Genomic DNA, 23,960 nt, shown 5'->3' on the forward strand with positions numbered 1-23,960 from the left:
GGAGAGCGATCTCCTGTTCGGATGCACGCAGCTAACGCGAGTATATTCACGAAGAAGAGGCGGACTAGCGTCCGGCCTCTATTCTTCGGTTAAAGGAGTTACAGTATGGAACCAATTGAAGGGAAGGCATACATGGAACAGAATAAACGATCCCGAGTTATGAAAGAAAGACATTACTGGGAAGAATGGACCGGCCGCATCTATACGTCGGTTTGTGTCGTTTTTTTAGTTGCAGTCATTGTCTCCATCGTATATTTTGTTGCCTCCAAAGGTGTAGCTACATTTGCGGTGAATGGAGTCAGTCTGCGAGAATTTTTCTTTGGAACCAAATGGAGCCCGGATGGCGAGCCCAAGTCCTTCGGCGCGCTTCCGTTCATTACGGGTTCTTTTGCCGTAACCATATTAGCGGCCTTAATTGCCAGTCCGCTTAGCTTGTGTGCAGCTTTGTTTATGACGGAAATCGTGCCAAAATCGGGTAAACGTATCCTTCAGCCTGCCATTGAATTATTATCCGGCATTCCGTCGGTCGTCTATGGCTTTGTCGGCTTGACCGTAATCGTCCCACTGCTGCGAAACGTGTTCGGGGGACAAGGCATCGGTATTCTCGCAGGTTGCCTTGTGTTGTCAGTAATGATTTTACCGACAATTACGAGTATTATGGCGGATGCGTTGTCTTCTTTGCCGGGAGGGCTGCGTGAATCCTCTTATGCGTTGGGTGCTACCCGCTGGCAGACGATTGCCCGTGTTATTATTCCGACGTTGCTGCCTGCTCTTTTAACAGGAATTATTCTCGGTATGGCTCGTGCCTTCGGAGAAGCATTGGCTGTACAGATGGTTATCGGGAATGCTCCGCACATACCGCATTCCTTGCTGGAATCCGCTTCGACCTTGACCAGCGTCATTACACTTAGCATGGGTAACACAGCGATGGGCTCTGTTCATAACAATGCACTCTGGAGTATGGCGCTTGTTCTTCTGCTCATGACATTCATTTTCGTGCTGCTGGTTAGGCTGCTTGAAAGGAGAAACCGGGTTTGATGAAAGCTAAAACGACCGACAAGATCGCTACATTTGTAATCTGTTTCTTCGCCTTGTTCATTGTTGCACTTTTGGTGGGATTACTGGGCTTCATTTTGGCCCGCGGAGTTAGCCATATTTCTTTTGATTTTCTAACCAGTGCTCCGCAAACGTTACGTGCAGGTGGCGGCATTGGTCCGCAACTATTTAATTCTGTATTTTTGCTAATCTTAACTTTGATTATTACCATTCCAATTGGCTGGGGCGCCGGCATTTACATGGCGCAATATGCAAAGCCGGGGAAAATTACGGACTTCATACGACTTGTCGTTGAAGTACTGTCCTCGTTCCCGTCAATCGTGATTGGATTGTTTGGACTATTACTCATCGTAAATACGTTTGATTTTGGCTTTTCCCTCTTGTCAGGGGCTCTGGCTTTGGCCGTATTCAATCTGCCGCTGATGGTTCGCACAACGGAGCAGGCTTTCCGCGCTGTACCGAAGGAGCAAAAGGAAGCCGGACTTGCGCTTGGATTGTCCAAGTGGAAAATCATTACCTCCATTTTGTTGCCAGCTGCGCTGCCAAGCTTGATTACGGGTACCATCTTGGCCGCAGGCCGCATTTTCGGGGAAGCCGCCGCATTGCTGTTTACAGCAGGGATGAGTACGCCGCCGCTTGATTTTACCGATTGGAATCCATTGCATGCCAGATCGCCTATTAATCCGATGCGACCTGCTGAAACATTGGCTGTTCATATTTGGAAGGTCAACAGTGAAGGCATTGCTCCTGACTCCAAAGATATCGCCGCAGGCGCTTCTGCGGTATTGGTGCTGCTGGTACTGGTCTTCAACTTGAGTGCAAGATGGTTCGGAAGAGTCGTTTACCGTCGGTTGACAGCTGCCAAACGAATGGATTAGAAAGGGGATGGAGAACAATGGAACATGTGATTACACGAACGGCAAAAACCGCCACACCAGCAACATCCGTTCAGTCTACGCGTTCAGAACAACTTGCGGGGCAAGCGCCACATCCGTTCAGTACTGAGGATTTGAGTATTTATTACGGAAGTTTTGAGGCCGTGAAAAAAGTAAACTTAGCTTTTCCAGAGCAGACCGTGACCGCCCTGATTGGGCCTTCCGGCTGTGGTAAATCGACTTTTTTGCGTTCCCTTAACCGAATGAATGATGAGATTGCGTCTTCATCGACAACGGGACATATTTGGATGGACGGACAGGATTTGACCGCGCCAGAGACGGACGTGATCAAGCTGCGTCAGCAAATTGGCATGGTGTGGCAGCGGCCTAACCCTTTTTACAAATCGATTTATAATAACATTGCCTTCGGTCCTAAATACCGGGGAGTGCGTAAAAAGAAGCAGCTTGATGAAATCGTCGAAAGCAGCCTGCGTAAGGCGGCATTATGGGATGAGGTCAAGGATCGTCTTCACGATTCCGCTCTTGCTCTGTCTGGCGGGCAACAGCAGCGGCTTTGTATTGCACGTGCACTTTCTGTCCAACCGAAAATTCTGTTGCTTGACGAGCCAGCTTCCGCGCTGGACCCTGTGTCTACAGGCAAGGTGGAAGAGCTTATTACCGAATTGAAAAAAGAACTGCGCATCGTTATTGTGACGCACAATATGCAGCAGGCTGCACGGATTTCCGATTATACGGCTTATTTTTATGTCGGAAGTTTGGTTGAACATGGGAAAACAAATGATATTTTCACCAATCCTGAAAACGAGTTGACTCAAGAATACATCATGGGTCGCTTTGGATAAGCTGTGCAGTTTGGCGACTTGTTATATATATGAAACATAAAAAAACATCTTACTAATCTAGTATTGGTAAGATGTTTTTTTATGTTAGTTTAGTAAACTCTTACATTTGTATATAATAAAATATATTGATTATTTGGCTATATTTTCATATAATACATGTGTTTAATAGTTCTCGTAATACCACAATCCAATTAAAGGAGAGGTTTGCAATGAGGTTTAACGTTAAAAAATCTGTCAAATGGATTGCTTTTTCTGGAATGGCTATTACCCTAACAACTGGACTTGTTAGCCCTTCATGGGCAGCAGCTGAGCAGAATTTGACTGATGCAGGTGCGAGTGTTACCCAGGCCGTGTACAATGATGCAAACGTTTACAAAAATGCTGTTGTTCCATTGGCTAGTGTGAATGTGAGTAGTTTGCTGGACAAGTATCGTGATTTTAGTAAATTTTCTACAGGGAATACATCCAAGGACACTACGCTTGCCTTGAATATTGTATCGTGGCAATTGCCGCATGGCGGATTCTTCAAAGCGATGGAAAAAAATTATAAATCCAAATGGGATGGCAAGGCAGCTCGCTCTACATGGAAGAGCAAGGATGGTGTTGAACTCGGAACGTTTGATAACGAGGCCACGACAACCGAGATCCGCTTTTTAGCGGATGTATACAAAAAAAACAAAAACAAAGACATTAAGAACAGTGTACAAAAAGCAATTGATTTTGTATTAACCTCTCAATATTCCTCCGGTGCTTGGCCGCAGGTATATCCTAAACGTGGTAATTATTCTGATGCCGCAACCTACAACGATGATGCAATGGTTAGAGTGATGGTACTGGCAGATGACATTGTAAACAAAAGGCAGCCGTTTGATAGCGATATTCTTGACAATACATATCGCTCCAGACTTCAGCAGGCTCTGAATAAAGGCGTACAGTACACAATTAAAGCTCAAATTGTAAACAATGGCACACCGACAATCTGGGGAGCACAGCATGATCCGGTTACTTATGAATCTGTACCTGCGCGAGCATTCGAGCTTGCTTCCAAAACAACTACGGAATCGGTAGGCATTACGGCCTTCTTGATGTCTCAACCGCAGACGGCTGAGGTGAAAAAGGCTGCTCAGAGTGCCTTGAAATGGTTTGACACGAATCGGATCGACGGTATGAAATACAACCGTCAAGGTCCGGAGTTTTTCCAAAAGGATGCATCAAGCGTGATGTGGTATCGTTTCTACAATGTGGAGGACAATAAGTATTTCTTCTCAGACCGAGATGGCAAAAAGTATACGGACATCATGAAAATTAGTGAAGAAAGACGACTCGGTTACGCCTGGGCGGGAAGTCAAGCGAAGAGCTTACTGAAACTGGCTTCGGAAAGTGGATATTATAAACTGTCCAAGCCGTTGCCACAATAATAAAGCCATCATTGTAAATGCTTTGAGAGGGGGGGCCGTATGGTTCGGCCCTCTTTTTGTTCCCAGGCGGTAAATATGGTTTAATGGAGAGAGGGCAAAATAGAGATAAAGATGCACAAAGATAGGAGAGCTTGTATGACTCAAGAGGAGAAACAAACGCAACTACGATGGTATGGCGCACCTCTACGTGTCCGTTATCAGGAAAGCGACCAGATGGGGGTCGTGTATCATGCGAATTATTTAAACTGGTTTGAGATCGGGCGTACGGAAATGATCCGGCAGGCAGGCTTTAACTACCGGAGTATGGAAGATCGGGGAGTTTTGCTGCCAGTTATTGAAATCAATGCGAAATATGCGAGTCCTGCTCGATATGATGATTTAGTTACTATTTATACCGCTATTACGGACTTCTCCAGACTACGTTTGAACTATACTTATGAGGTTCGACGGGTAACGGAGGAGGAGCACCAAAAGAATGTGGGAAAGGTATGGACAGAGGCTGACACGCTGCCGGGAGAACTGCTGGTCACGGGAACGACACGACATGTGTGGCTGAATACCGACTGGAAGCCCGTTCGGCTTGATCAGGCACTACCTGAGTTGTACACTGCGTTAAGGTCTGCTATTGCAGGCGGGGAGGGACAGAAGTCATGATGATGCGTAAACGTCTGTGGCTGTTGCTGCTGCTCATTCCTTTGGCGGAGCTGTACGGGTTTATATGGGTAAGTCACTGGATTGGAGCGGGGAAAACTATTCTGCTCATTATTCTGACGACCTTGATTGGCGCTGCCATGATGCAATTTGAAGGCCGAAAGGTGATTGCCGATGCCAAAAATGAAATGAATCGGGGCCAAATGCCCGGCCGTAAAATGCTAGATGGATTATGTGTGTTTTTCGGTGGGAGCTTGCTGCTCATCCCTGGATTTATAACGGATATTATTGGTTTTACGTTGGTATTTCCTTTAACACGAGTATTGTACCGACGTTTTTTATTAAAGTGGCTGGAGAAAAAAATGAAAAACGGCAGTATTACATTTCGGCGCTTTTGACTGAGCTGCCGTTATCCCCTATCCATGACTAACGGACTCTTCCAGCAAGAATATAGTTGCGCAAGTCCTGAATGACATTCGCGCGATTTAGTGCATCAAGGACGATAAGTGATACAGGTCCGATAATGAGTCCTAAAACGCCAAACAGCTTGAGCCCGATGAACATACCGATGAGGGTGGGAAGCGGGTTCAATCCCACGCTGCTGGCCAGCACCTTAGGTTCCACGATCTGCCGTCCAATCAACAGGATGGCATATAGGATCGACAATCCAACCCCTAGTGCCAAATTCCCTGACATATACGCATACAGTATCCACGGAATCATCACAATGCCAACCCCTAAATAAGGTAACAAATCCACCAGCCCGATCATCAAACCGATGGTAAAGGCCGATTCTACACGTAAGATGAACAGCCCAATGATAACCGTTAATGCCGTAATGGAAATGATAATAAACTGTGCACGCAAATATCCGTACAATGCTTTACGCAGATCGTGCCAAATATCTGACAATGGTTTGCGGATCGTGTCTGGAACCGTATTCGAAAGTATCCGATAATGTCGATCCCAATCCTTACTAATAAAAAAGGCGGATAATACAATAACCATAAGCACAGCTCCCATATTAGGCAGAGAGGTTAGCAAATTCAAAACCCCATTAAAAAATTGACCAACTAGCGTAGTAACAGCCGAACTGACGGTTTGAGTCGTTTTATCAATATTGCTGTTGATGGTGTGTTGGTAATCGGGATTATCCCGAATAAAATGGTTGATTTCAATAATTATATTTTGGATCAAATCGCTTTGAGTCCAATCAATAAACAGGCTTTTAAAACGCTCGATATGCCCGTCAAAAGTCATGGCCAGCTTAATCACTTCTCGAACCATGCGGGTGATTGCAGCAGACAGGATGATTGCGATTCCGCCTAAATATACAAATAATGAGACCGTGACAGCTGCCCAACGCGGCATACGAGCCTTGTTATGCAAAAAAACGACCAGTGGGTTCATAGCATAGGCCACAAGCCAGGCGAATAGGAAAGGATAAACGAGAGGGAACAGCACATATATGCCCAGCAACAGAGCTACAATCACGATTACGACCCATAGAGCACGTAATATGCGATTCAGGATTAACCGACTCAAGCGCTCACGACTCCTTTCTTTTCGATGGTGTCCCTTAAAATCAGTGCTCTACTATACTTATGCGGGGAGAGGGTAAGACAAGACCTATGTAAAAAAGTGCAAATGAGCTCATATTTTTTGTAAGGGGTTTCAAAAATTTCTTTATAGAAGCGATAAAACATTTGAATGTGTTGGAATAGCCCTCAATGTTCACATAAACGACAAAATCCAGTATAGTAAAAGAAGGTTTAAATATTGACATATGGCGTTAACATTACTCAGCTATTTAAAAGACATATCTTACTTTTGAAAATGTTTACATTGCAAGTCCGTTCACAATGTTTTTACAAAGGAGAGATGTAACGATGACGGCGACCAAAGGTCTGGAAGGGATCGTAGCGACCACTTCCTCCATAAGCTCTATCGTAGATGGCGTTCTCACGTACCGGGGTTATAACATTGATGATTTGGCTGTTAACGCCGATTTTGAAGAGGTAGCTTATTTGTTGTGGTTTGGAAAATTACCTGACCAAGAACAATTGCAAGAGCTTCGCAGCCAGTTAAGCGACTATGCTGCTATTCCGGATGAAATTATTACTCAATTAAAGTTATACCCGAAAGAATTGAGCACGATGGCTGCCTTGAGGTCAGCTGTATCGTCTCTTGCTTTGTATGACCCAGAGGCGGATGATATGTCAAGAGAGTCCAATGTGACTAAAACCGTCAAGCTTCAGGCGCAATTGCCCACAATTGTGGCAGCCATAGCACGTATACGCGAAGGCTTGGAACCAATTGCGCCTAAAAAAGGTGTTTCTATTGCTGAAAACTTTTTGTATCAGCTGACTGGCAGGGATCCGGAGGAGACGGCTATTAAAGCGTTCAATCAGGCTCTCGTGCTGCATGCCGATCATGAATTGAATGCTTCGACCTTTGCTGCGCGTGTAACGGTAGCCACTTTATCAGATATTTATTCCGGGATCACGTCTGCCATCGGGGCCTTAAAAGGACCGTTGCATGGTGGAGCCAATGAGGCTGTTGCCAAAACGTTGGAGGAGATTGGCGGTCTGGATCAGGTGGACTCCTATATTCAGGCCAAACTGGATAACCGCGAAAAAATTATGGGCTTCGGACATCGTGTCTATAAAAACGGTGATCCGCGTGCCAAGCATTTGCACAAAATGTCCCGCGAACTGGGAGAAATGAACGGCGACACTACGTTGTTTGATATGTCAGTTCGAATTGAAAGTATTGTAACAGGGCAAAAAGGCTTGAAACCGAATGTGGATTTTTATTCTGCTTCCGTATATACCCAGCTGGGTATTAAGAGGGATTTGTTTACTCCTATCTTTGCTATGAGCCGTGTATCGGGGTGGACTGCACATATTTTAGAGCAGTATGAAAATAACCGTTTGATTCGTCCTCGTGCCGAATACACAGGCCCAATGGATCAAAAATATGTGTCACCAGAGTTGCGCTAACCTTTGGAGGAAGATTGAGGTTGTATACCCTGAATTTAAAAAATAAGGTACAATAGAAGGGTCGGCGAGAGATGTAATTTTTTGTCTATGATAAAGATCATGTCTTTCGTCCTGTACCCATTCATATCTGAGGAGGAAAAGGAACTTATGGCGAAATTTGAAAAGTTTGAGCTCCCAACTGAAGGCGAAAAAATTACGATTGATAACGGTCAACTGCAGGTTCCAAACCATCCGGTCATTCCGTTTATCGAAGGTGACGGCACAGGTCGCGACATCTGGAAAGCTTCCAAGCGCGTACTGGACGCAGCTGTAGAAAAGGCATATAACGGCACGAAAAAGATTGCCTGGTATGAAGTATTCGCTGGTGAGAAAGCTTTCAATACATACGGTGAGTGGCTCCCTAACGATACGTTGGAAGCCATCCGTGAGTATATTGTAGCCATTAAAGGTCCACTTACGACACCTATTGGCGGTGGTATCCGTTCATTGAATGTGGCATTGCGCCAAGAACTGGATTTATACGTATGTCTGCGTCCTGTTCGTTACTTTAACGGTGTGCCGTCTCCAGTAAAACGTCCTGAGTTGGTGGACATGGTCATTTTCCGTGAGAACACAGAAGATATCTACGCAGGGATCGAATATGCCGAAGGGTCCGAAGACGTGAAAAAGGTGATTCAGTTCCTTCAGCAAGAGCTGGGCGTGAATAAAATCCGTTTCCCTGAAACTTCAGGAATTGGGATCAAGCCAGTGTCTTCCGAGGGGTCAAAGCGTCTGGTACGGGCAGCTATTCAGTATGCTGTTGACCACGGACGCAAGAGTGTAACGCTCGTACACAAAGGTAACATTATGAAATTTACCGAAGGTGCCTTCAAGAACTGGGGCTATGAAGTAGCCGAGCAAGAATTTGCAGATAAAGTATTTACTTGGGCCCAGTATGATGTCATCAAGGAAAAAGAAGGTGAGGATGCGGCAAATGCAGCTCAAAAAGCAGCTGAAGATGCAGGCAAAATCATTATCAAGGATGCGATTGCTGATATTGCACTTCAGCAGGTGCTGACTCGTCCTTCTGAATTTGATGTCATTGCTACGCTGAACCTGAACGGGGACTATCTGTCCGATGCTCTTGCTGCTCAAGTTGGTGGAATTGGTATCGCGCCAGGTGCAAACATTAACTATGTAACCGGGCATGCTATCTTTGAAGCTACACATGGTACAGCTCCAAAATATGCTGACAAAGACGTAGTGAACCCTGGTTCCGTAATTCTGTCCGGCGTCATGCTGCTTGAACACTTGGGTTGGAAAGAAGCAGCTGACCTGATTTACAAAGGACTGGAGACGTCCATTAATAAGAAGATTGTAACTTATGATTTTGCCCGTCTGATGGATGGTGCTACACAGGTGAAATGCTCCGAGTTCGCGGATACCATTATCAGTAACCTGTAAGGAAGGGGAATACTACTTGACCATTCAACGCAAAAAAATATCCATTGTTGGCGCCGGTTTTACCGGTGCCACTACCGCATTGCTGCTGGCTCAAAAGGAGTTAGGTGATATCGTACTCATCGATATTCCGCAACTAGAGAATCCGACTAAAGGCAAAGCGCTTGATATTTTGGAAGCTGGTCCAGTGCAGGGATTTGACACCCAGATCATGGGCACTTCTAATTACGAGGATGCAGCTAACTCGGATATCGTCATTATTACAGCCGGGATCGCGCGCAAGCCGGGTATGAGCCGTGATGATTTGGTCAACACGAACGCAGGAATTGTAAAATCCGTATGTGAGAATGTGAAGAAGTATGCGCCCGATTCTATCGTCATTATTCTGAGTAATCCGGTCGATGCTATGACCTATACTGCATACCAAACGCTTGATTTCCCGAAAAATCGGGTTATTGGTCAATCAGGTGTGCTGGATACAGCCCGGTATTGTACCTTTATTGCACAGGAACTGAACGTTTCGGTTGAAGACGTGCGCGGCTTCGTTATGGGTGGTCACGGTGATGATATGGTGCCGCTCGTACGCTATTCCAGCGTGGGAGGTATACCTATCGAAAACCTGATTTCTCAGGAACGTATCAAGGCGATCGTACAACGTACACGAGTGGGCGGCGGAGAGATCGTTAACCTATTGGGTAATGGCAGCGCATATTATGCTCCGGCAGCTTCGCTTGCGCAAATGACAGAAGCGATTGTAAAAGATAAAAAACGGATTATTCCAGTCATTGCTTACCTGGAAGGAGAGTATGGCTATCAGGACTTGTTCCTCGGTGTGCCTACACTTCTTGGCGGTAATGGCATCGAAAAAGTGTTCGAGTTGGAATTGACAGCCGAAGAAAAAGCAGCGCTCGATGAATCCGCTGAAGCGGTTCGCAATGTGACTAAAATAGTCAACGTATAGATCCGATTTTCTACTAAAACAGTATACTTTTACTTGAAGAGGTGTCCCCTAGCCATCGTTATGGCTGCTGGCCACCTCTTTTATTTTTTAATAGTCTATTCGTTTTCTTCCTTTTTATTTAATATTGAAAATTTCAGTTTGGATTTGTACCCTCCCCCCAAGCTGAAACTTTCCCCGTCCTATTCCTTTGCTTTGATCCACTTCCCCGGTATAATAGAGTTCATATGCACTAATAGTTACATAGAAAAGCATGTCCCAAAACATTGTAAAGATGCTAGTCATTCGTTGGAATATGATCGTTCTATGGAAAAAAAGTTTGTAAGAAAACAAAGAACTGGGAGGTTGTAAAGAATGTCTTTTATTCACATTATTGGATCACTGGCAATGGGCTTTTATTTATTGCTCCCCTTCGTCGTGGGCAAAATCGACAAATTGGCTCCAAGCGCGCAGGAAGGGACGATATCGGCTGTGCAGCTATTGAATCGTTTGGCTCAATTCGCACTGATTCTCGTGCTTATTAGCGGTATCTATATGATTTTTGCCTGGGGTCCATATTCCGTAGCTTGGATCGTGGTCGTGTTGGTATTGTTTCTTGCTATTTCCGGTATCGCTGGGGCTATGGGTAAGCCGTTACGGTTGTCGCTGGAAGCGATTCGCAACCAACAGCCGATTACGCAATACGCTAGCAAAATTCGGATGTTCAGTACGCTGCTGGCTGTCTTCATGATCTTAATTACGTTTTTAATGATATATAGCGATATTATTTAATGAACCATTTTAATCGGCCAATTAAATAATGACGAAGGCTAACGTTGAATAAAGCGGTCTGTGCAGAATAAGCACAGGCCGTTTTTTTGTGTGCTCATATAGCTAGTTTTTTCTTTTTTCGTTTAACCGATAAGTTTGTGTGGTAAATCAGGAGTAGAGTGGATGCAAATGTTGCATCCTAAAAAATATCTGATTTTGAAGGGAGAATGTATAATGGCTAAAAGCAACCAACCTCAGCAAACCTTGCCCCCACAGCATCAGGACCAGCAACCGGGGATTGAATCCAAAATGACGCCTGCACCTCAATTCGAAAAACCAACTTACAAAGCGGCTGGCAAGCTCACAGGCAAAGTTGCACTGATTACTGGTGGAGACAGTGGAATTGGGCGGGCTGTAGCTGTCACGTATGCCAAAGAAGGTGCGGACGTAGCTATCGTCTACTTGAATGAGCATAAGGATGCGGAAGAAACCAAGCGTCAAGTCGAACAGGAAGGACGCAAATGCGTGTTGATTCCTGGCGATATCGGAGATGACCAATTTGCCAAAAAAGCGGTGCAACAGACGGTGAACGAACTGGGCAAGCTCGACATTGTCGTGAACAATGCGGCCGAGCAGCATCCACAGCAAAAGCTGGAGGATATCACCAAAGAACAGTTGGAGCGCACGTTCCGTACGAATATCTTCGGTATGTTCTTCCTGACACAAGCGGCATTGCCGCATTTGAAGAAAGGGAGCGCGATCGTCAACACAACGTCGATTACCGCGTATGCTGGGAATAAGACACTCATTGATTATTCCTCCACCAAAGGGGCAATCACATCATTCACTCGTTCCCTTTCGCTCAATTTGGCGGATCAAGGTATTCGGGTGAACGCTGTAGCCCCAGGACCGATCTGGACACCGTTAATCCCGTCTACCTTTGATGCAAAAACAGTGAGCGAATTTGGAGGAGCACAGCCTATGAAGCGCCCAGGTCAGCCGGAAGAATTAGCGCCAGCTTATGTGTACCTTGCCTCAGACGATTCGTCTTATGTAAGCGGGCAGGTTATTCATATCAATGGCGGTGAAGTTGTAAACGGATAAGAGGATAAAGAAAAGGTTGGGGCAGTCTTTTGCTCCGGCCTTTTTTTCTTTTCACAGTGGAACATAATGCAGGTAGCCTGTAGAATGAGATTAACTTACATAAAAGGATGGGCAAATTTCTATGAAATCGTTTCGTTTCAGGCTTACCCTGATCATGCTGATTTTGATTGGCGTATCTGTCCTTGCTGCTGGGATCACTATGGGGCAAATTTTCAAAAATTCGAATATGAAGGTGCTAGAGGAGAACATGGGTCGCGAGATCGATCTGCTTCGCGCTACTTTCCCATTTGTTAATGCTGATGCCCTATCCAGCACAGATTACGTCTCCTATTATTCTCAGAAGGCGAAGGAAATTGCCCATCTGACCGATTCGCGAGTGACCTTCATTCGTAAGGATGGAACGGTGGTGGGTGATTCGTTAAGCGATCCACGCAAGATGGAAAACCATGCATCGCGTGAAGAAATACGGCAAGCTACGTCGGAGGGAATCGGACGGACGATACGCTACAGTGAAACTTTGCAACGAAACATGCTATACGTCGCTGAGCCTGTTGTATCGGACAAGGGCTTTGACGGATATATCCGTTTGTCCATGAGTCTGAAAGCGGTGGAAGAGGGAATGCAGCGAGGCTGGACGGCCATCGGGATCGGTCTTGTGTTGCTGTTTATTGCTGCTGGACTGATGAGCTATCGTATTGCTCGCAGCCTCACCTCGCCCATTGAACATATTACAGGGGTAGCCAACCGCATTTCAGGACTAGATTATGACGCTAGGGTCGGTGTACAGCGCCGGGATGAGGTAGGACAACTGGGTGAAGCTATTAATCGTATGGCCGACAGTCTCCAAAACCAAATGAAAACGATACGTGACAATGAGGATCTCCTCCAGAGTGTCATGAGTAATATGACAGGCGGGATTCTGATGATTGATGCTCGTGAATGCATAGCGCTTGTCAACCGTGAGTCTGAGCGTATGCTCGGTGTCGTGGGTAAGCGGGTGACAGACAAGCCGTATCATGAGCTTAAGAAGCACTATGAGCTCACAAAGCTAATTGAGGGCAGTATACAAAGCCGAGAAAGGCTGCATGGTGAGGTGCATTTGTACAATCCTGAAGAACGACTCGTTTTGCTGGATGGTGTCCCTATGTATGAGGATGAAGGGGGATACCGGGGGATGCTGTTCTTGTTGCAGGATATTACAGCTATTCGACGGTTGGAAAATATGCGAAGCGAATTTGTGGCAAACGTATCCCATGAGCTAAAAACACCGATTGCCGCAGTCAAGGGTTTTGCCGAGACATTGCTTGGTGGCGGGGTTAAAGATGAGGAAACGGCCCGTTCCTTTTTGCAAATTATATATGACGAAAGTGAACGACTGAATCGACTGATCGGCGATATTCTGGAGCTTTCCAAAATCGAGTCCAAACGGTCCCCTCTGGATTGCTCTCCGATTCATATCTCATCATTCATAGAATCATTGCTGGAGAAACTGAATAATGTAGCTGCCAAAAAAAGAATTACGCTGCACATGGATATCCCGGATGAACTGTTTATGGAGGCAGATGAAGATAAGCTTCAGCAGATTTTCCTGAACCTTTTGTCTAATGGCATTAACTATACCCTTGATGGCGGCAAGGTAAAGATCAAGGTTATAACGTTACAACGGGACAATGACACGGAAAAGGTCGTATTTACAGTCAGTGATACGGGTATTGGGATACCGAAGAAGGACCTGCCACGTATCTTTGAGCGCTTTTACCGGGTGGACAAAGGACGCTCGCGCAACTCGGGCGGAACGGGACTGGGATTGTCCATCGTCAAGCACTTGGTCGATCTACATCATGGTACACTCTCAGTGGAAAGCGAGCTTGGTTTGGGTACCACGTTTACCGTTGAATTACCGTTATTGCAACAGGAAGAATGAACTATAATATTTTTTACATTGTGTTAACAATGCCGTGATAAAATAAACGGGTGTCGCATGAGTATGGAAAAGATTTCAGGATTTTGACCAATGCGCCTTTAACAGGTAAACAGGAGATGAAGTTATTAATGGGACAACGTTTGCTGGTTATTGAGGATGAACCAACGCTTGCCAGATTGCTATCCTACAATTTGATACAAGAAGGTTTCGAAGTGGACACGGAGGATCATGGCAGTGCTGGGTTTGAAAGAGCCTCCAGAGAATCCTACGATTTGATCCTGCTGGATTTGATGCTGCCGGGGATGAATGGACTGGATATTCTCAGCAGACTTCGCCATCAGGGGCTAACGACACCTATCATTATTCTAACCGCTAAAAACGGGGAGGCTGAGGTGGTCCAAGGACTGAAGTCGGGTGCTGATGACTACATCACAAAGCCTTTTGGCGTTTCTGAGCTACTGGCCCGCGTAACGGCTGTACTGCGAAGAACATCCGGAGGGGATGAAGGAGTGTTGTCTGAACAGAAGGATGGCTCCAAAATTCAACTGGGCGAGCTGGAGATCTACCCTGAGAAATATGAAGTCATTCTTGGAGGTCAGTCCATCAGCTTAAGACCGAAGGAATTTGAGGTGCTCCTCTATTTGTCCCGCAAGCCGGGTGTGGTCCTGACTCGGGATGATCTAATGAATGCCGTGTGGGGCTTTGACTACATCGGCGGTCAACGGACAGTGGATGTACACGTCAGTTCCTTACGTAAAAAGCTGGAGCTTGATCCCGACTCGGTTCATATTGATTCAATCCGTGGAGTGGGGTACAAGCTGGTTGTAAATAAAAAAAGAAGCGCTTCTCATTTGTTATAAATGAGGAGCGTTTTTCTCTTTCCAGGCAGTAGCAGTGACTTTTATGTCCATTTTGTGATTTTACATTTAGTTAACAAAAATAGCCGTTAAAATCAACAAATGACCGATATGATGTTCCCGTCACTTCAAGTAGTTAAAAAAAGGGGACTTCAGAACGATGATAACGGAACCAAAGACCCAGACGAGTTCCACTGCCGTGATTGAACGTGAAACGTTCAAGCCGATTACTACCTATGTGCCATGCCGGGAGGTTCCGATCATTGGCACGGATATGTCTTGCAAAGAACTGTTAGCACTCATGAAAACACAGGAAGATATTCCCTGTGTCATCGTCGTGGATAAAAATGATCTTCCTTTGGGCATCATCATGAGAGATGCGTACAATCGTCATTTTACGGGCAGGTTTGCTGCGGCATTGTTCTATGACAAACCGGCTTCTATATTTGCCGATCCCAATACATTAATTGTGGATCTGAAAAGTCCAGCAGCAGAAATTGTAGAACAGGCGATGATGCGTGAAGATCAGTGTTTTTACGATTGTTTACTAATAAAGGAAGGGACAAGATTACTCGGTGTACTCACAATTCGTGATATCCTGTCTGTCGTTCAGCGAATGCAAAGAGAAGCAGACGAAGACCGGGGCGATGTGATTCGACATAGCTATGACGGAGTCCAGCGTATTCGGATGACTGTTCTGGATGCAGCGAAAGAGGCCGATGACAGTGTGCAGCTAACCCGCTCAATGAGTGAATTATCCCGCCGTGGCAAAGTGGAACTGGAGGATGTTCTGCTTTCTTATCATGCAGTGACGGAGCAAATGAAGCGCCAGCATGAGCAGATGACGGCGTTAACCCAATCGCTCAATGATATTGCGGGCATGGCTTCATCCATTCGTGCACTGGCAGATCACAGCGGATTACTGGCGATCAATGCGTCCATTGAAGCGGCTCATGCTGGTGAACACGGGCGTGGTTTTCAGATTGTGTCTCAAGAGGTTCGAAATATGTCACTCCAGACCAAAGCTTTTTCTGTACAGATTACAGGCTTACTCACTCATATCGAGCAAATGCTGCGTGATACCGCTGAACTGACGGATACGAGTATGCAGCAGATTCATACAGGGTCTAAATTTATATCTGCCGGAACCCAAACGTTTGCCAAATTATTGCAGGCAGTCGATGAAATAGAGGCTAAAAACAGCGAAATGTCCCGTTCCGCAGAAGAAGCGGCCTTGAATGCAGCCGGAATTGCACAGGAGCTTGAACTCATGCTGAGTTCTTGATCATTTTACATACCGTTAACAAATCCACCACACTGAATTTACACACAGCTTATATAATCTTCATATTGTGCAAATCAGGTGCAATGCTTGAGGACCATAACTGCAACACGAAGGAGATCATAAATCCATGAATGATTCCGTAATCCGGATTGATAAGCTGAATTTGTATTATGAAAAATTCCACGCGTTGAAACATATAAACCTGGATATTCCTGAAAAAACGGTAACAGCCTTCATCGGCCCATCCGGCTGCGGCAAATCAACCTTGCTACGTACGCTGAACCGGATGAATGACATGATACCGGGAACACGTATTGAAGGCACCGTGAGCATCGCAGGTCAGGATATATACGGCGATACCATGGAAGTAGAAATGCTGCGTAAACAGGTGGGAATGGTTTTTCAACAGCCTAACCCGTTTCCCAAATCCATTTATGATAACGTGGCCTATGGCCCGCGTTTGCATGGAATTCGGCAAAAGGACAAGTTAGATGAACTGGTGGAGCAAAGTCTGCGGCAGGCAGCACTTTGGGAAGAGGTTAAAAATTTTCTGAAGCGTTCTGCTCTGAGCTTGTCCGGTGGACAACAACAACGGCTATGCATTGCCCGGGCGCTTGCTGTACAGCCAGATATTTTACTCATGGACGAGGCTACATCTGCGCTGGATCCGATCTCGACAATGAAAATTGAAGAACTGGTTCAAGAATTAAGAGACACGTATACTATCGTCATGGTGACGCATAACATGCATCAGGCAGCGCGTGTGTCTGGTCGAACTGCGTTCTTTTTGAATGGGGTTGTAGTGGAGGCAGCGGATACTGAGACGATGTTTTCCACGCCACAGGATTCACGTACGGAAGATTATATTTCCGGGCGTTTTGGCTAAAGCCAAATTGATGATTATGCGAGAAGGGGTGACTTCGAAATGATACGTAGAAAAGGTTTTGATGAAGGATTAGAAGAACTGAGAGCCGTACTGCGCGAAATGGGTGCACACGTTTCGAAGGCGCTCGATCAGGCTATTGAATGTTTGCAGACCAAAAATACAGAAATGGCCCAGCAGGTAGTCAAAAATGATGCATCCCTCAATACAATGGAAGAAAATATTCTGGATATGGGCTCCAAGCTCATAATTACCCAGCAGCCGGTAGCGAAGGATTTACGCCGGATCATTGTTGCATTTAAAATTTCCAGTGATTTGGAACGTATGGGCGATTTGGCACTTGATATTGCTAAGGTCACACTTCGCTTGGAAGGGCAACAGGCGATGAAGCCGTTGGTAGATATCCCACACATGGCTTCCATTGTTAAAGAAATGATCGACAATGCGATCAAATCCTATTTGGATGAAAATACAGATCTGGCCTACAAAATGGCTAAAGAGGATGATCGGGTAGATTCCTTGTACAGCCACATGATCAGCGATCTATACGCTTTTATGGTAGAAAAGCCAGCAGAGGCTTCACAAGCCATGTTGCAATTGCTTGTAGGACGGTACATTGAACGTATTGGTGACCATGCCACGAATATCGGTGAAAGCACTGTATATCTCGTGACAGGGGAGAGACCAGATTTGAACCAGTAGAGCGATTGGTATATAGCGGCTGTTTCCAACCCAGACTTGTCTTTGAGCAAAAGGCAAATTTGGCTAGGAAACAGCCGTTTTTTTCTGAAAAAGAGTCTTGTATGTTAAGATAGGAAGAGGAATGCGTAAAACGTAAGAACGTTACGAATGCATTGATGAACTTGTGAGGTGCGAAATGGATAAACTCATGCTTATAGATGGTAACAGTATCATATACCGGGCGTTTTTTGCTATGCCGCCGTTGACGAATTCAAGCGGACAGCAGACGAACGCGGTGTATGGATTTACGACAATGTTATTGCGGCTTTTGGAGGAGCACAAACCAACACATATCTTGGTCGCTTTTGATGCTGGTAAAATTACGTTTCGCCATAAAGGGTACGAGGATTACAAAGGTGGACGGGAGAAAACGCCGCCGGAGCTGTCCCAGCAATTTCCGCTGCTGAAAGAGCTATTGACCGCCTTTGGCATTGCCCAATTTGAACTGGATGGCTATGAGGCAGACGATATTATAGGCACCCTGTCCAGAACAGCGGACGAAGCGGGTTTCAATGTGCTGGTTGTGACTGGCGACAAGGACATGCTTCAATTGGCTTCAGACCATGTCACGGTCGGCTTAACCCGCAAAGGGGTTACCGAGGTGGAAACGTACGGACCTGAGCAGATTCAGGAACGTTACGGCTTGAAGCCGCTCCAAATCATAGACCTTAAGGGTCTGATGGGCGATACGTCGGATAATATTCCTGGCATTCCGGGCGTGGGTGAGAAAACAGCGCTCAAGCTGCTGCATCAATATGGTTCAGTCGAAGAGGTGCTGGCGCACACGGATGAGCTGAAGGGCAAAATGAAAGAACGCGTGGAGACACATGCTGACGATGCACGAATGAGCAAGGAATTGGCGACTATTTATCGGGATGTAACGTTGGACAAACAGCTGGAAGATGTAGTTTTCAGCGGGCTGCAGGCTGAGACGGCTGGACCAGCTCTAGCGAAGCTGGAGTTCAAATCCCTGCTGGAGCGTTTATCCTTATCGGGCGAGGTTGGCAGTGCTGGAGTTGGCGTAGAGGAAGCCGCGGCAGACGTGACTGTGCTGGATGAAGAGCGTATCAGCGAATTGGTAGAAGTGCTGAATAACATAGATGTGCTGCATGTGGAGACGCATGGTGATAATCCGCATCATGCTGAAATTGTAGGCTTAATATTTGCCGCAACGGGGCGGCAGTTCTTTATGACACTGAATGTTCTACAAAGTGATGCAGCTACCCCTATTCGCGAATGGCTTGCCGATCCTGAACGCAAAAAACGCGGTCATGATTTGCACCGTACAGACTTGGCTTTACACTGGCATGGAATTGAGTTTGCCGGAGCCGAATTTGATGTGCAACTGGCCGGATACTTGCTAGACCCGACAGACGCGAATCAGACGTTGAGTGGACTGGCAGCCAAGTATGGCTTGTCATCGATTCGTCCAGATGACGAAGTGTTTGGTAAAGGAGCTAAATATAAAGTTCCTGACGTGGATGTACTATCCGATCATGTGGCACGTAAGGCAGCAGTGATCGAAGCATTGGTACCTGTGCAGCAGGCGGAACTGGAAAAGACGGAAATGCACAAGCTGTTCCATGAGCTGGAGATGCCGTTATCACGCATTCTGGCGGATATGGAGAAGCAGGGGATTTTGGTGAATGTAGAGGAACTGCGCGCTTTGGGTAAAGAATTTGAAGCCCAGATTGCAACGTTGGTGGGTGAGATCTACAGCATTGCAGGGGTAGAGTTCAATCTTAATTCGCCCAAGCAGTTGGGTGAGATTTTGTTTGATAAACTGGGTCTGCCAGTTATTAAAAAGACAAAAACCGGGTACTCGACCGATGCAGAGGTACTGGAAAAGCTTGCTCCATATCATGATATTGTGCAAAATATTTTGCAATATCGCACCATTGCCAAACTCCAATCGACGTATGTCGAAGGATTGCTTAAAGAAATTTCGGAGAAGACAGGTAAAGTGCATACGTATTTCCGGCAGACGGTTGCGGCAACCGGACGCTTGAGCAGTCAATTTCCGAATTTGCAGAATATCCCGATCCGTCTCGAAGAAGGACGCAAAATCCGCAAAGTATTTGTTCCCTCGGAGCCGGGCTGGTCGATTTTGGCGGCAGACTATTCACAAATCGAGCTGCGGGTGCTGGCTGATATTTCGGATGATGAGCGTTTGAAAGAGGCTTTTGTCCACGATATGGACATCCATACCAAGACCGCATCCGATGTGTTCGGTGTACCAGCAGAAGCTGTAGATTCCGATATGCGTCGTTCCGCAAAGGCGGTCAACTTTGGGATCGTTTACGGGATTAGCGACTATGGTCTGTCGCAAAATTTGAATATTACCCGGAAGGAAGCGGCTCGCTTTATCGACCAGTATTTTGACGTGTTCCAAGGTGTTCGCCGTTACATGGATGATATTGTGAAGGATGCGAAGAGGGATGGATACGTAAAAACGCTACTGGAACGCAGACGATATTTGCCTGAGATTAACGCCAGCAATTTCAACCAGCGTTCGTTCGCTGAGCGTACAGCGATGAATACGCCGATTCAAGGTACCGCAGCCGATATTATCAAGCTGGCGATGGTGCAGATGGACGCAGCGCTGCGTGAACGCAATCTTCGCAGCCGCATGCTGCTACAAGTACATGATGAGCTTGTATTCGAGGTTCCGCCTGAGGAAATGGAGACGATGAAAGAGCTTGTCCCGGCTACCATGGAAGCTGCATTAAAATTGGCTGTACCGCTTAAAGCGGAAGTCAGCTATGGCAGCAATTGGTATGAGGCCAAGTAAGATATTTCAATGAGCAGATAGTCCCAATTTGACGTTGCTTCCGTTATAATATAGGGTGAGGTGAAGACATCATGCCGGAATTACCGGAAGTAGAAACCATTAAACGAACACTAAACGAGCTTATCGTTGATAAACATATAGATCATGTAACCGTAAATTTGCCTCGTATTATCCAACGTCCCGATGATATCCACGCATTTGCGATGGAATTGGCCGGCCACCGGATTACAGGAGTGGAGAGACGCGGTAAGTTTCTTCGGATTTTGCTGGACGGGCTGGTGCTTGTCTCCCATCTTCGAATGGAAGGACGCTATGGATTGTATTCACAAGATGATCCTGTGGAAAAGCATACCCATGTCATCTTTCATTTTAAAGATGGTACGGAGCTGCGTTATCAGGATGTGCGCCAGTTCGGCACGATGCACTTATTTCCGGCAGGACAGGATTTGCTGGAAAAGCCGCTAAACAAACTCGGTTTGGAACCGATGGACGAGGCTTTTACACCTGAAATGCTGCGTGCCGCTGTTGGAACTCGTTCGACTTCGATCAAGGCAGCGCTGTTAAACCAGTCATATGTAGTAGGCATCGGGAATATTTATGTAGATGAATCGTTATTTAAGGCAGGGATTCATCCGGCACAGCCAGCCAAAAGCTTAACGGATAGTCAATTTCGCATACTGCATGAAGCTATTGTCTCCACGCTGGGCGCGTCGATTCAGGTTGGTGGCTCGTCCATCAAATCATTCGTCAACGGACAGGGCAAAACGGGCGATTTCCAGCATCAGTTGCAAATTTATGGACGTAACGCGAAGCCTTGCATGAACTGTGGTACATTGATCGAAAAATCCGTCGTAGCCGGACGTGGCACACATCATTGCCCGGTCTGCCAGCCTTTGCGCTAAACAGGCACAGTCACCCCAAGCCCATCCCTCTCATATATTGTTCCAAGTACCAATACTGCGAAGGAAGTAGGTTGCTGTAAGGCCCAGCCTTCGCAATGGGAGGGAATTTGGAGTGGCAAATCATTGGGGAGCCCTGCTGTTACTGGCATTTGCACTAAGTTTGGACAGTTTCGGAGTCGGTGTTACATATGGTCTGCGCAAAATGAAAATTCCACTGTTGTCGATTGCGATCATCTCAGTATGTTCAGGTTTAGTGATCGGCATATCCATGCAGCTCGGCGCATTACTATCTCGTGTTCTGTCTCCTGTATATACGACGGTTTTCGGTGCTGTCATTCTGATCTGTATCGGCTGCTACTCTTTGATTCAGGCTCTGCACCGCAAGGAAGATTTGACGGAGGAAGCAGCGGAAGTCCCGGGGAATCTTCGCCTTACGGAACAGGTTGATTCAGAGAATATATCAGCACTTGCGGAGAAAAAAAGTGCAGAGGATGCCAATACAGAGTCTCTAAGCAGCTCAGGAAAAGGCCTACCGACAGAAACCTCTTTGGAGCTACAGCAAGAGGAGCGAACGTTATTTTCGCTGGAGTTCCGCAAATGGGGGCTTGTTATTCGGATTCTTCGAAGCCCATCTGCTGCGGATATGGACCGTTCCGGCAGTATATCTGCTACCGAAGCGGTTTGGTTAGGTATTGCATTATCGGTCGATGCGTTCGGAGCGGGATTAGGTGCAGCCATGCTTGGTTTTCAGCCCCTGTCTACTGCGCTGGCTATTACGTTATTCAGTGGTGTATTTTTAATTGCTGGTATGAAGGCAGGGTTCTTCCTGTCAGCATTTCGATTTATGAAGGCGCTCGGTGTATTGCCGGCATTATTACTCATTATGATGGGCATATTGAAGCTGTTATGAGGTGAAGAGCATGAATATCGGATTAACCGGAGGGATCGCTACCGGAAAAAGCACCGTGTCGGCTCTTTTGGTCGCCAAGGGTGCGCTGCTGATCGACGCAGATGCCATTGCCCGGGAAGTCATGCTTCCGGGGCATCCGGTGCTGGCGGCGGTCATACAGCATTTTGGACAAGCTATAGTGAACAGTGACGGTACCCTGCACCGCAAAAGACTGGGAGAGATTGTATTCGGAGACCCTGTTCAGCGACAGGCACTTAACGATATTACGCATCCTGCTATTCGTGAGGAAATGCGTCTGCGCATGGAAGCTTATGAACGGGAGCAGCCGGACAAGCTTGTTTTGGCAGATATCCCGTTAATGTATGAGTCTGGGCTGGAGAGCCTGTACGAGGAAATTATGGTTGTATATGTACCACGTGATATTCAGCTCCGACGTCTGATGCTTAGAGACGGTCTGACAGAAGAGCAAGCCGAGCTTCGCCTGTCCGCACAAATGGATATCGAGCAGAAAAAAAGTTTGGCTGATATTGTTATTGATAATAGCGGAACACAGACTGAGACGAAGCGGCAAATTGATCAGTTTTGGCAGCGAAAGGGACTTGCATGAACATTTTACGTAAAAAAAGAGTCCTGCTCATTTTGTTTGTCGGATTTGTCCTGATTCTGTTCCTCAATTCCAATTGGATGTCATGGTTTTACCCGATTCAATATAAGGATGAAATTCGGCAATATTCTCAGACGTATGAAGTGGACCCATTTTTGGTGGCGTCTATTATCCGTGTGGAAACAAACTTTAAAACCAGCAAGCAGTCACACAAGGGTGCACTGGGGCTTATGCAGATTATGCCGAATACCGCCAATTGGATTATGGACAGTGCCCAGATTCAGAAGGTCCCGCTGGACAGTGTAAAGCACGAGCCCGGCACCAACATTGAGCTGGGAACCTGGTATCTGCATAACCTGTCTATGAAGTTTCAGGATAATCCTGTGGTCATCGTAGCGGCATACAATGCTGGTCCAGGTAAAGTTAAGGAGTGGCTGGATCAAGGGGTGTGGGATGGCAAAGAAGAGTCCATTAAGCAAATCCCTTTTGGTGAGACACGGCATTATGTACAGCGAGTCATCTACTATTACAGGCAATATACAAAAATTTATAATGAGTTTTAAGTGACAGGTTAATGACAATATGAGCCTTTTCGCTTTAAAATGAAAAAAGCGCAGGACAGGCTGTTTTTAGCAGCCTATCCCTACACTTTTTCGTATTACTTCTTGATTATTACCGAGATTATTGGTATTGACCTGCCAATTGTTGTTCGGCGATCGTTACGAGGCGTTTTGTGATGTAGCCCCCGATCGAACCGTTCTCATAGGAAGTCATGTTACCTTGGTATCCATCTTGAGGAATGCTGATACCTAGCTCTTGAGCGATTTCATATTTCATTTGCTCCAGAGCACCGGAGGATCTGCTGACTACCAGGTTGTTGGAGTTGCCATTGTTTCCTTGTGCCATTGTTGTTCACCTCCTCGCGACGTGGTAAACATATTATGAT

23 protein-coding genes are annotated in these 23,960 nt (G+C 46.2%); 21 read left to right on the forward strand and 2 right to left on the reverse strand.

All coding sequences use genetic code 11. The features are described from left to right. Window positions 1-105 precede the first annotated feature (105 nt). The 6 genes from pstC to EGM68_RS08535 all read left to right on the forward strand — a co-directional run bounded on the left by pstC (window position 106) and on the right by EGM68_RS08535 (window position 5,261). Window positions 106-1,038 (forward strand): phosphate ABC transporter permease subunit PstC, encoded by a 933-nt coding sequence (gene pstC, locus EGM68_RS08510; RefSeq protein ID WP_013370343.1) that lies wholly within the window; start codon window positions 106-108, stop codon window positions 1,036-1,038. Then, entirely contained in the window at window positions 1,038-1,934 is an 897-nt protein-coding gene (pstA, locus tag EGM68_RS08515; protein ID WP_013309592.1) for a phosphate ABC transporter permease PstA, read from the forward strand. Before pstC ends, pstA begins: the two co-directional genes overlap by 1 nt. A gap of 17 nt (window positions 1,935-1,951) precedes the next feature. Next, complete coding sequence (gene pstB / locus EGM68_RS08520; protein ID WP_016819624.1) at window positions 1,952-2,794, forward strand: phosphate ABC transporter ATP-binding protein PstB; 843 nt, start codon at window positions 1,952-1,954, stop codon at window positions 2,792-2,794. 209 nt (window positions 2,795-3,003) lie between these two features. After that, window positions 3,004-4,212, forward strand: coding sequence for a pectate lyase (gene pelA / locus EGM68_RS08525; RefSeq protein ID WP_129549001.1), 1,209 nt, complete (start codon window positions 3,004-3,006; stop codon window positions 4,210-4,212). Between the two features lie 135 nt (window positions 4,213-4,347). Next, on the forward strand, window positions 4,348-4,866 hold the full coding sequence (locus EGM68_RS08530; protein WP_129549002.1) for an acyl-CoA thioesterase: 519 nt from the start codon (window positions 4,348-4,350) through the stop codon (window positions 4,864-4,866). After that, entirely contained in the window at window positions 4,863-5,261 is a 399-nt protein-coding gene (locus tag EGM68_RS08535; protein ID WP_013370347.1) for an FxsA family protein, read from the forward strand. Before EGM68_RS08530 ends, EGM68_RS08535 begins: the two co-directional genes overlap by 4 nt. A 28-nt stretch (window positions 5,262-5,289) precedes the next feature. Here the strand turns inward: EGM68_RS08535 and ytvI are convergent, their stop codons facing one another. Next, window positions 5,290-6,408: a sporulation integral membrane protein YtvI gene (ytvI, locus tag EGM68_RS08540; protein WP_129549003.1), complete on the reverse strand. Its 1,119-nt coding sequence runs from the start codon at window positions 6,406-6,408 to the stop codon at window positions 5,290-5,292. A gap of 344 nt (window positions 6,409-6,752) precedes the next feature. Between ytvI and citZ the strand changes: the two genes are divergently transcribed. The 15 genes from citZ (at window position 6,753) to EGM68_RS08615 (ending at window position 23,577) form a co-directional block, all read left to right on the forward strand. Further along, window positions 6,753-7,865, forward strand: a complete 1,113-nt coding sequence (gene citZ / locus EGM68_RS08545; RefSeq protein ID WP_013370349.1) for a citrate synthase — start codon at window positions 6,753-6,755, stop codon at window positions 7,863-7,865. Window positions 7,866-8,012: 147 nt separating this feature from the next. Continuing rightward, a complete protein-coding gene (icd, locus tag EGM68_RS08550) occupies window positions 8,013-9,308 on the forward strand; it encodes an NADP-dependent isocitrate dehydrogenase (protein ID WP_016819629.1) in 1,296 nt (431 codons plus the stop codon). A gap of 16 nt (window positions 9,309-9,324) precedes the next feature. Further along, window positions 9,325-10,266, forward strand: coding sequence for a malate dehydrogenase (gene mdh / locus EGM68_RS08555; protein ID WP_025676256.1), 942 nt, complete (start codon window positions 9,325-9,327; stop codon window positions 10,264-10,266). Between the two features lie 351 nt (window positions 10,267-10,617). Further along, on the forward strand, window positions 10,618-11,034 hold the full coding sequence (locus EGM68_RS08560) for a hypothetical protein (RefSeq protein ID WP_129549004.1): 417 nt from the start codon (window positions 10,618-10,620) through the stop codon (window positions 11,032-11,034). A 213-nt stretch (window positions 11,035-11,247) separates the two neighbouring features. After that, window positions 11,248-12,117 carry an SDR family oxidoreductase gene (locus tag EGM68_RS08565; protein ID WP_025676257.1) on the forward strand — a complete coding sequence of 290 codons (870 nt, stop codon included), beginning with the start codon at window positions 11,248-11,250 and terminating at the stop codon, window positions 12,115-12,117. 121 nt (window positions 12,118-12,238) lie between these two features. Then, entirely contained in the window at window positions 12,239-14,041 is a 1,803-nt protein-coding gene (gene pnpS, locus EGM68_RS08570) for a two-component system histidine kinase PnpS (RefSeq protein WP_013370355.1), read from the forward strand. 128 nt (window positions 14,042-14,169) lie between these two features. After that, on the forward strand, window positions 14,170-14,901 hold the full coding sequence (locus EGM68_RS08575; protein ID WP_013370356.1) for a response regulator transcription factor: 732 nt from the start codon (window positions 14,170-14,172) through the stop codon (window positions 14,899-14,901). 157 nt (window positions 14,902-15,058) lie between these two features. Continuing rightward, window positions 15,059-16,183, forward strand: a complete 1,125-nt coding sequence (locus EGM68_RS08580) for a methyl-accepting chemotaxis protein (protein WP_058711467.1) — start codon at window positions 15,059-15,061, stop codon at window positions 16,181-16,183. A 127-nt stretch (window positions 16,184-16,310) separates the two neighbouring features. Then, window positions 16,311-17,069, forward strand: a complete 759-nt coding sequence (pstB, locus tag EGM68_RS08585; RefSeq protein ID WP_013370358.1) for a phosphate ABC transporter ATP-binding protein PstB — start codon at window positions 16,311-16,313, stop codon at window positions 17,067-17,069. A gap of 39 nt (window positions 17,070-17,108) precedes the next feature. Continuing rightward, window positions 17,109-17,768, forward strand: coding sequence for a phosphate signaling complex protein PhoU (gene phoU, locus EGM68_RS08590; protein ID WP_016819636.1), 660 nt, complete (start codon window positions 17,109-17,111; stop codon window positions 17,766-17,768). A gap of 175 nt (window positions 17,769-17,943) precedes the next feature. Continuing rightward, the gene (gene polA / locus EGM68_RS08595) at window positions 17,944-20,598 is read left to right on the forward strand and encodes a DNA polymerase I (RefSeq protein ID WP_129549005.1); all 2,655 of its coding nucleotides are present in this window, start codon (window positions 17,944-17,946) and stop codon (window positions 20,596-20,598) included. Window positions 20,599-20,669: 71 nt separating this feature from the next. Then, window positions 20,670-21,500 carry a DNA-formamidopyrimidine glycosylase gene (mutM, locus tag EGM68_RS08600; protein ID WP_040101712.1) on the forward strand — a complete coding sequence of 277 codons (831 nt, stop codon included), beginning with the start codon at window positions 20,670-20,672 and terminating at the stop codon, window positions 21,498-21,500. A 112-nt stretch (window positions 21,501-21,612) separates the two neighbouring features. Beyond that, window positions 21,613-22,410, forward strand: coding sequence for an MntP/YtaF family protein (locus EGM68_RS08605; protein ID WP_129549006.1), 798 nt, complete (start codon window positions 21,613-21,615; stop codon window positions 22,408-22,410). A gap of 10 nt (window positions 22,411-22,420) precedes the next feature. Next, window positions 22,421-23,017, forward strand: a complete 597-nt coding sequence (coaE, locus tag EGM68_RS08610; protein ID WP_013370364.1) for a dephospho-CoA kinase — start codon at window positions 22,421-22,423, stop codon at window positions 23,015-23,017. Beyond that, window positions 23,014-23,577, forward strand: a complete 564-nt coding sequence (locus tag EGM68_RS08615) for a lytic transglycosylase domain-containing protein (RefSeq protein WP_013370365.1) — start codon at window positions 23,014-23,016, stop codon at window positions 23,575-23,577. Before coaE ends, EGM68_RS08615 begins: the two co-directional genes overlap by 4 nt. Window positions 23,578-23,695: 118 nt before the next feature. On the opposite strand, the gene EGM68_RS08620 is transcribed toward EGM68_RS08615, so the two are convergent. Then, window positions 23,696-23,920, reverse strand: coding sequence for an alpha/beta-type small acid-soluble spore protein (locus EGM68_RS08620; RefSeq protein ID WP_013309613.1), 225 nt, complete (start codon window positions 23,918-23,920; stop codon window positions 23,696-23,698). Window positions 23,921-23,960: the final 40 nt, after the last annotated feature.

Origin of the sequence: Paenibacillus sp. M-152 (assembly GCF_003856555.1) — a bacterium.
Lineage (GTDB): Bacteria > Bacillota > Bacilli > Paenibacillales > Paenibacillaceae > Paenibacillus > Paenibacillus polymyxa_C.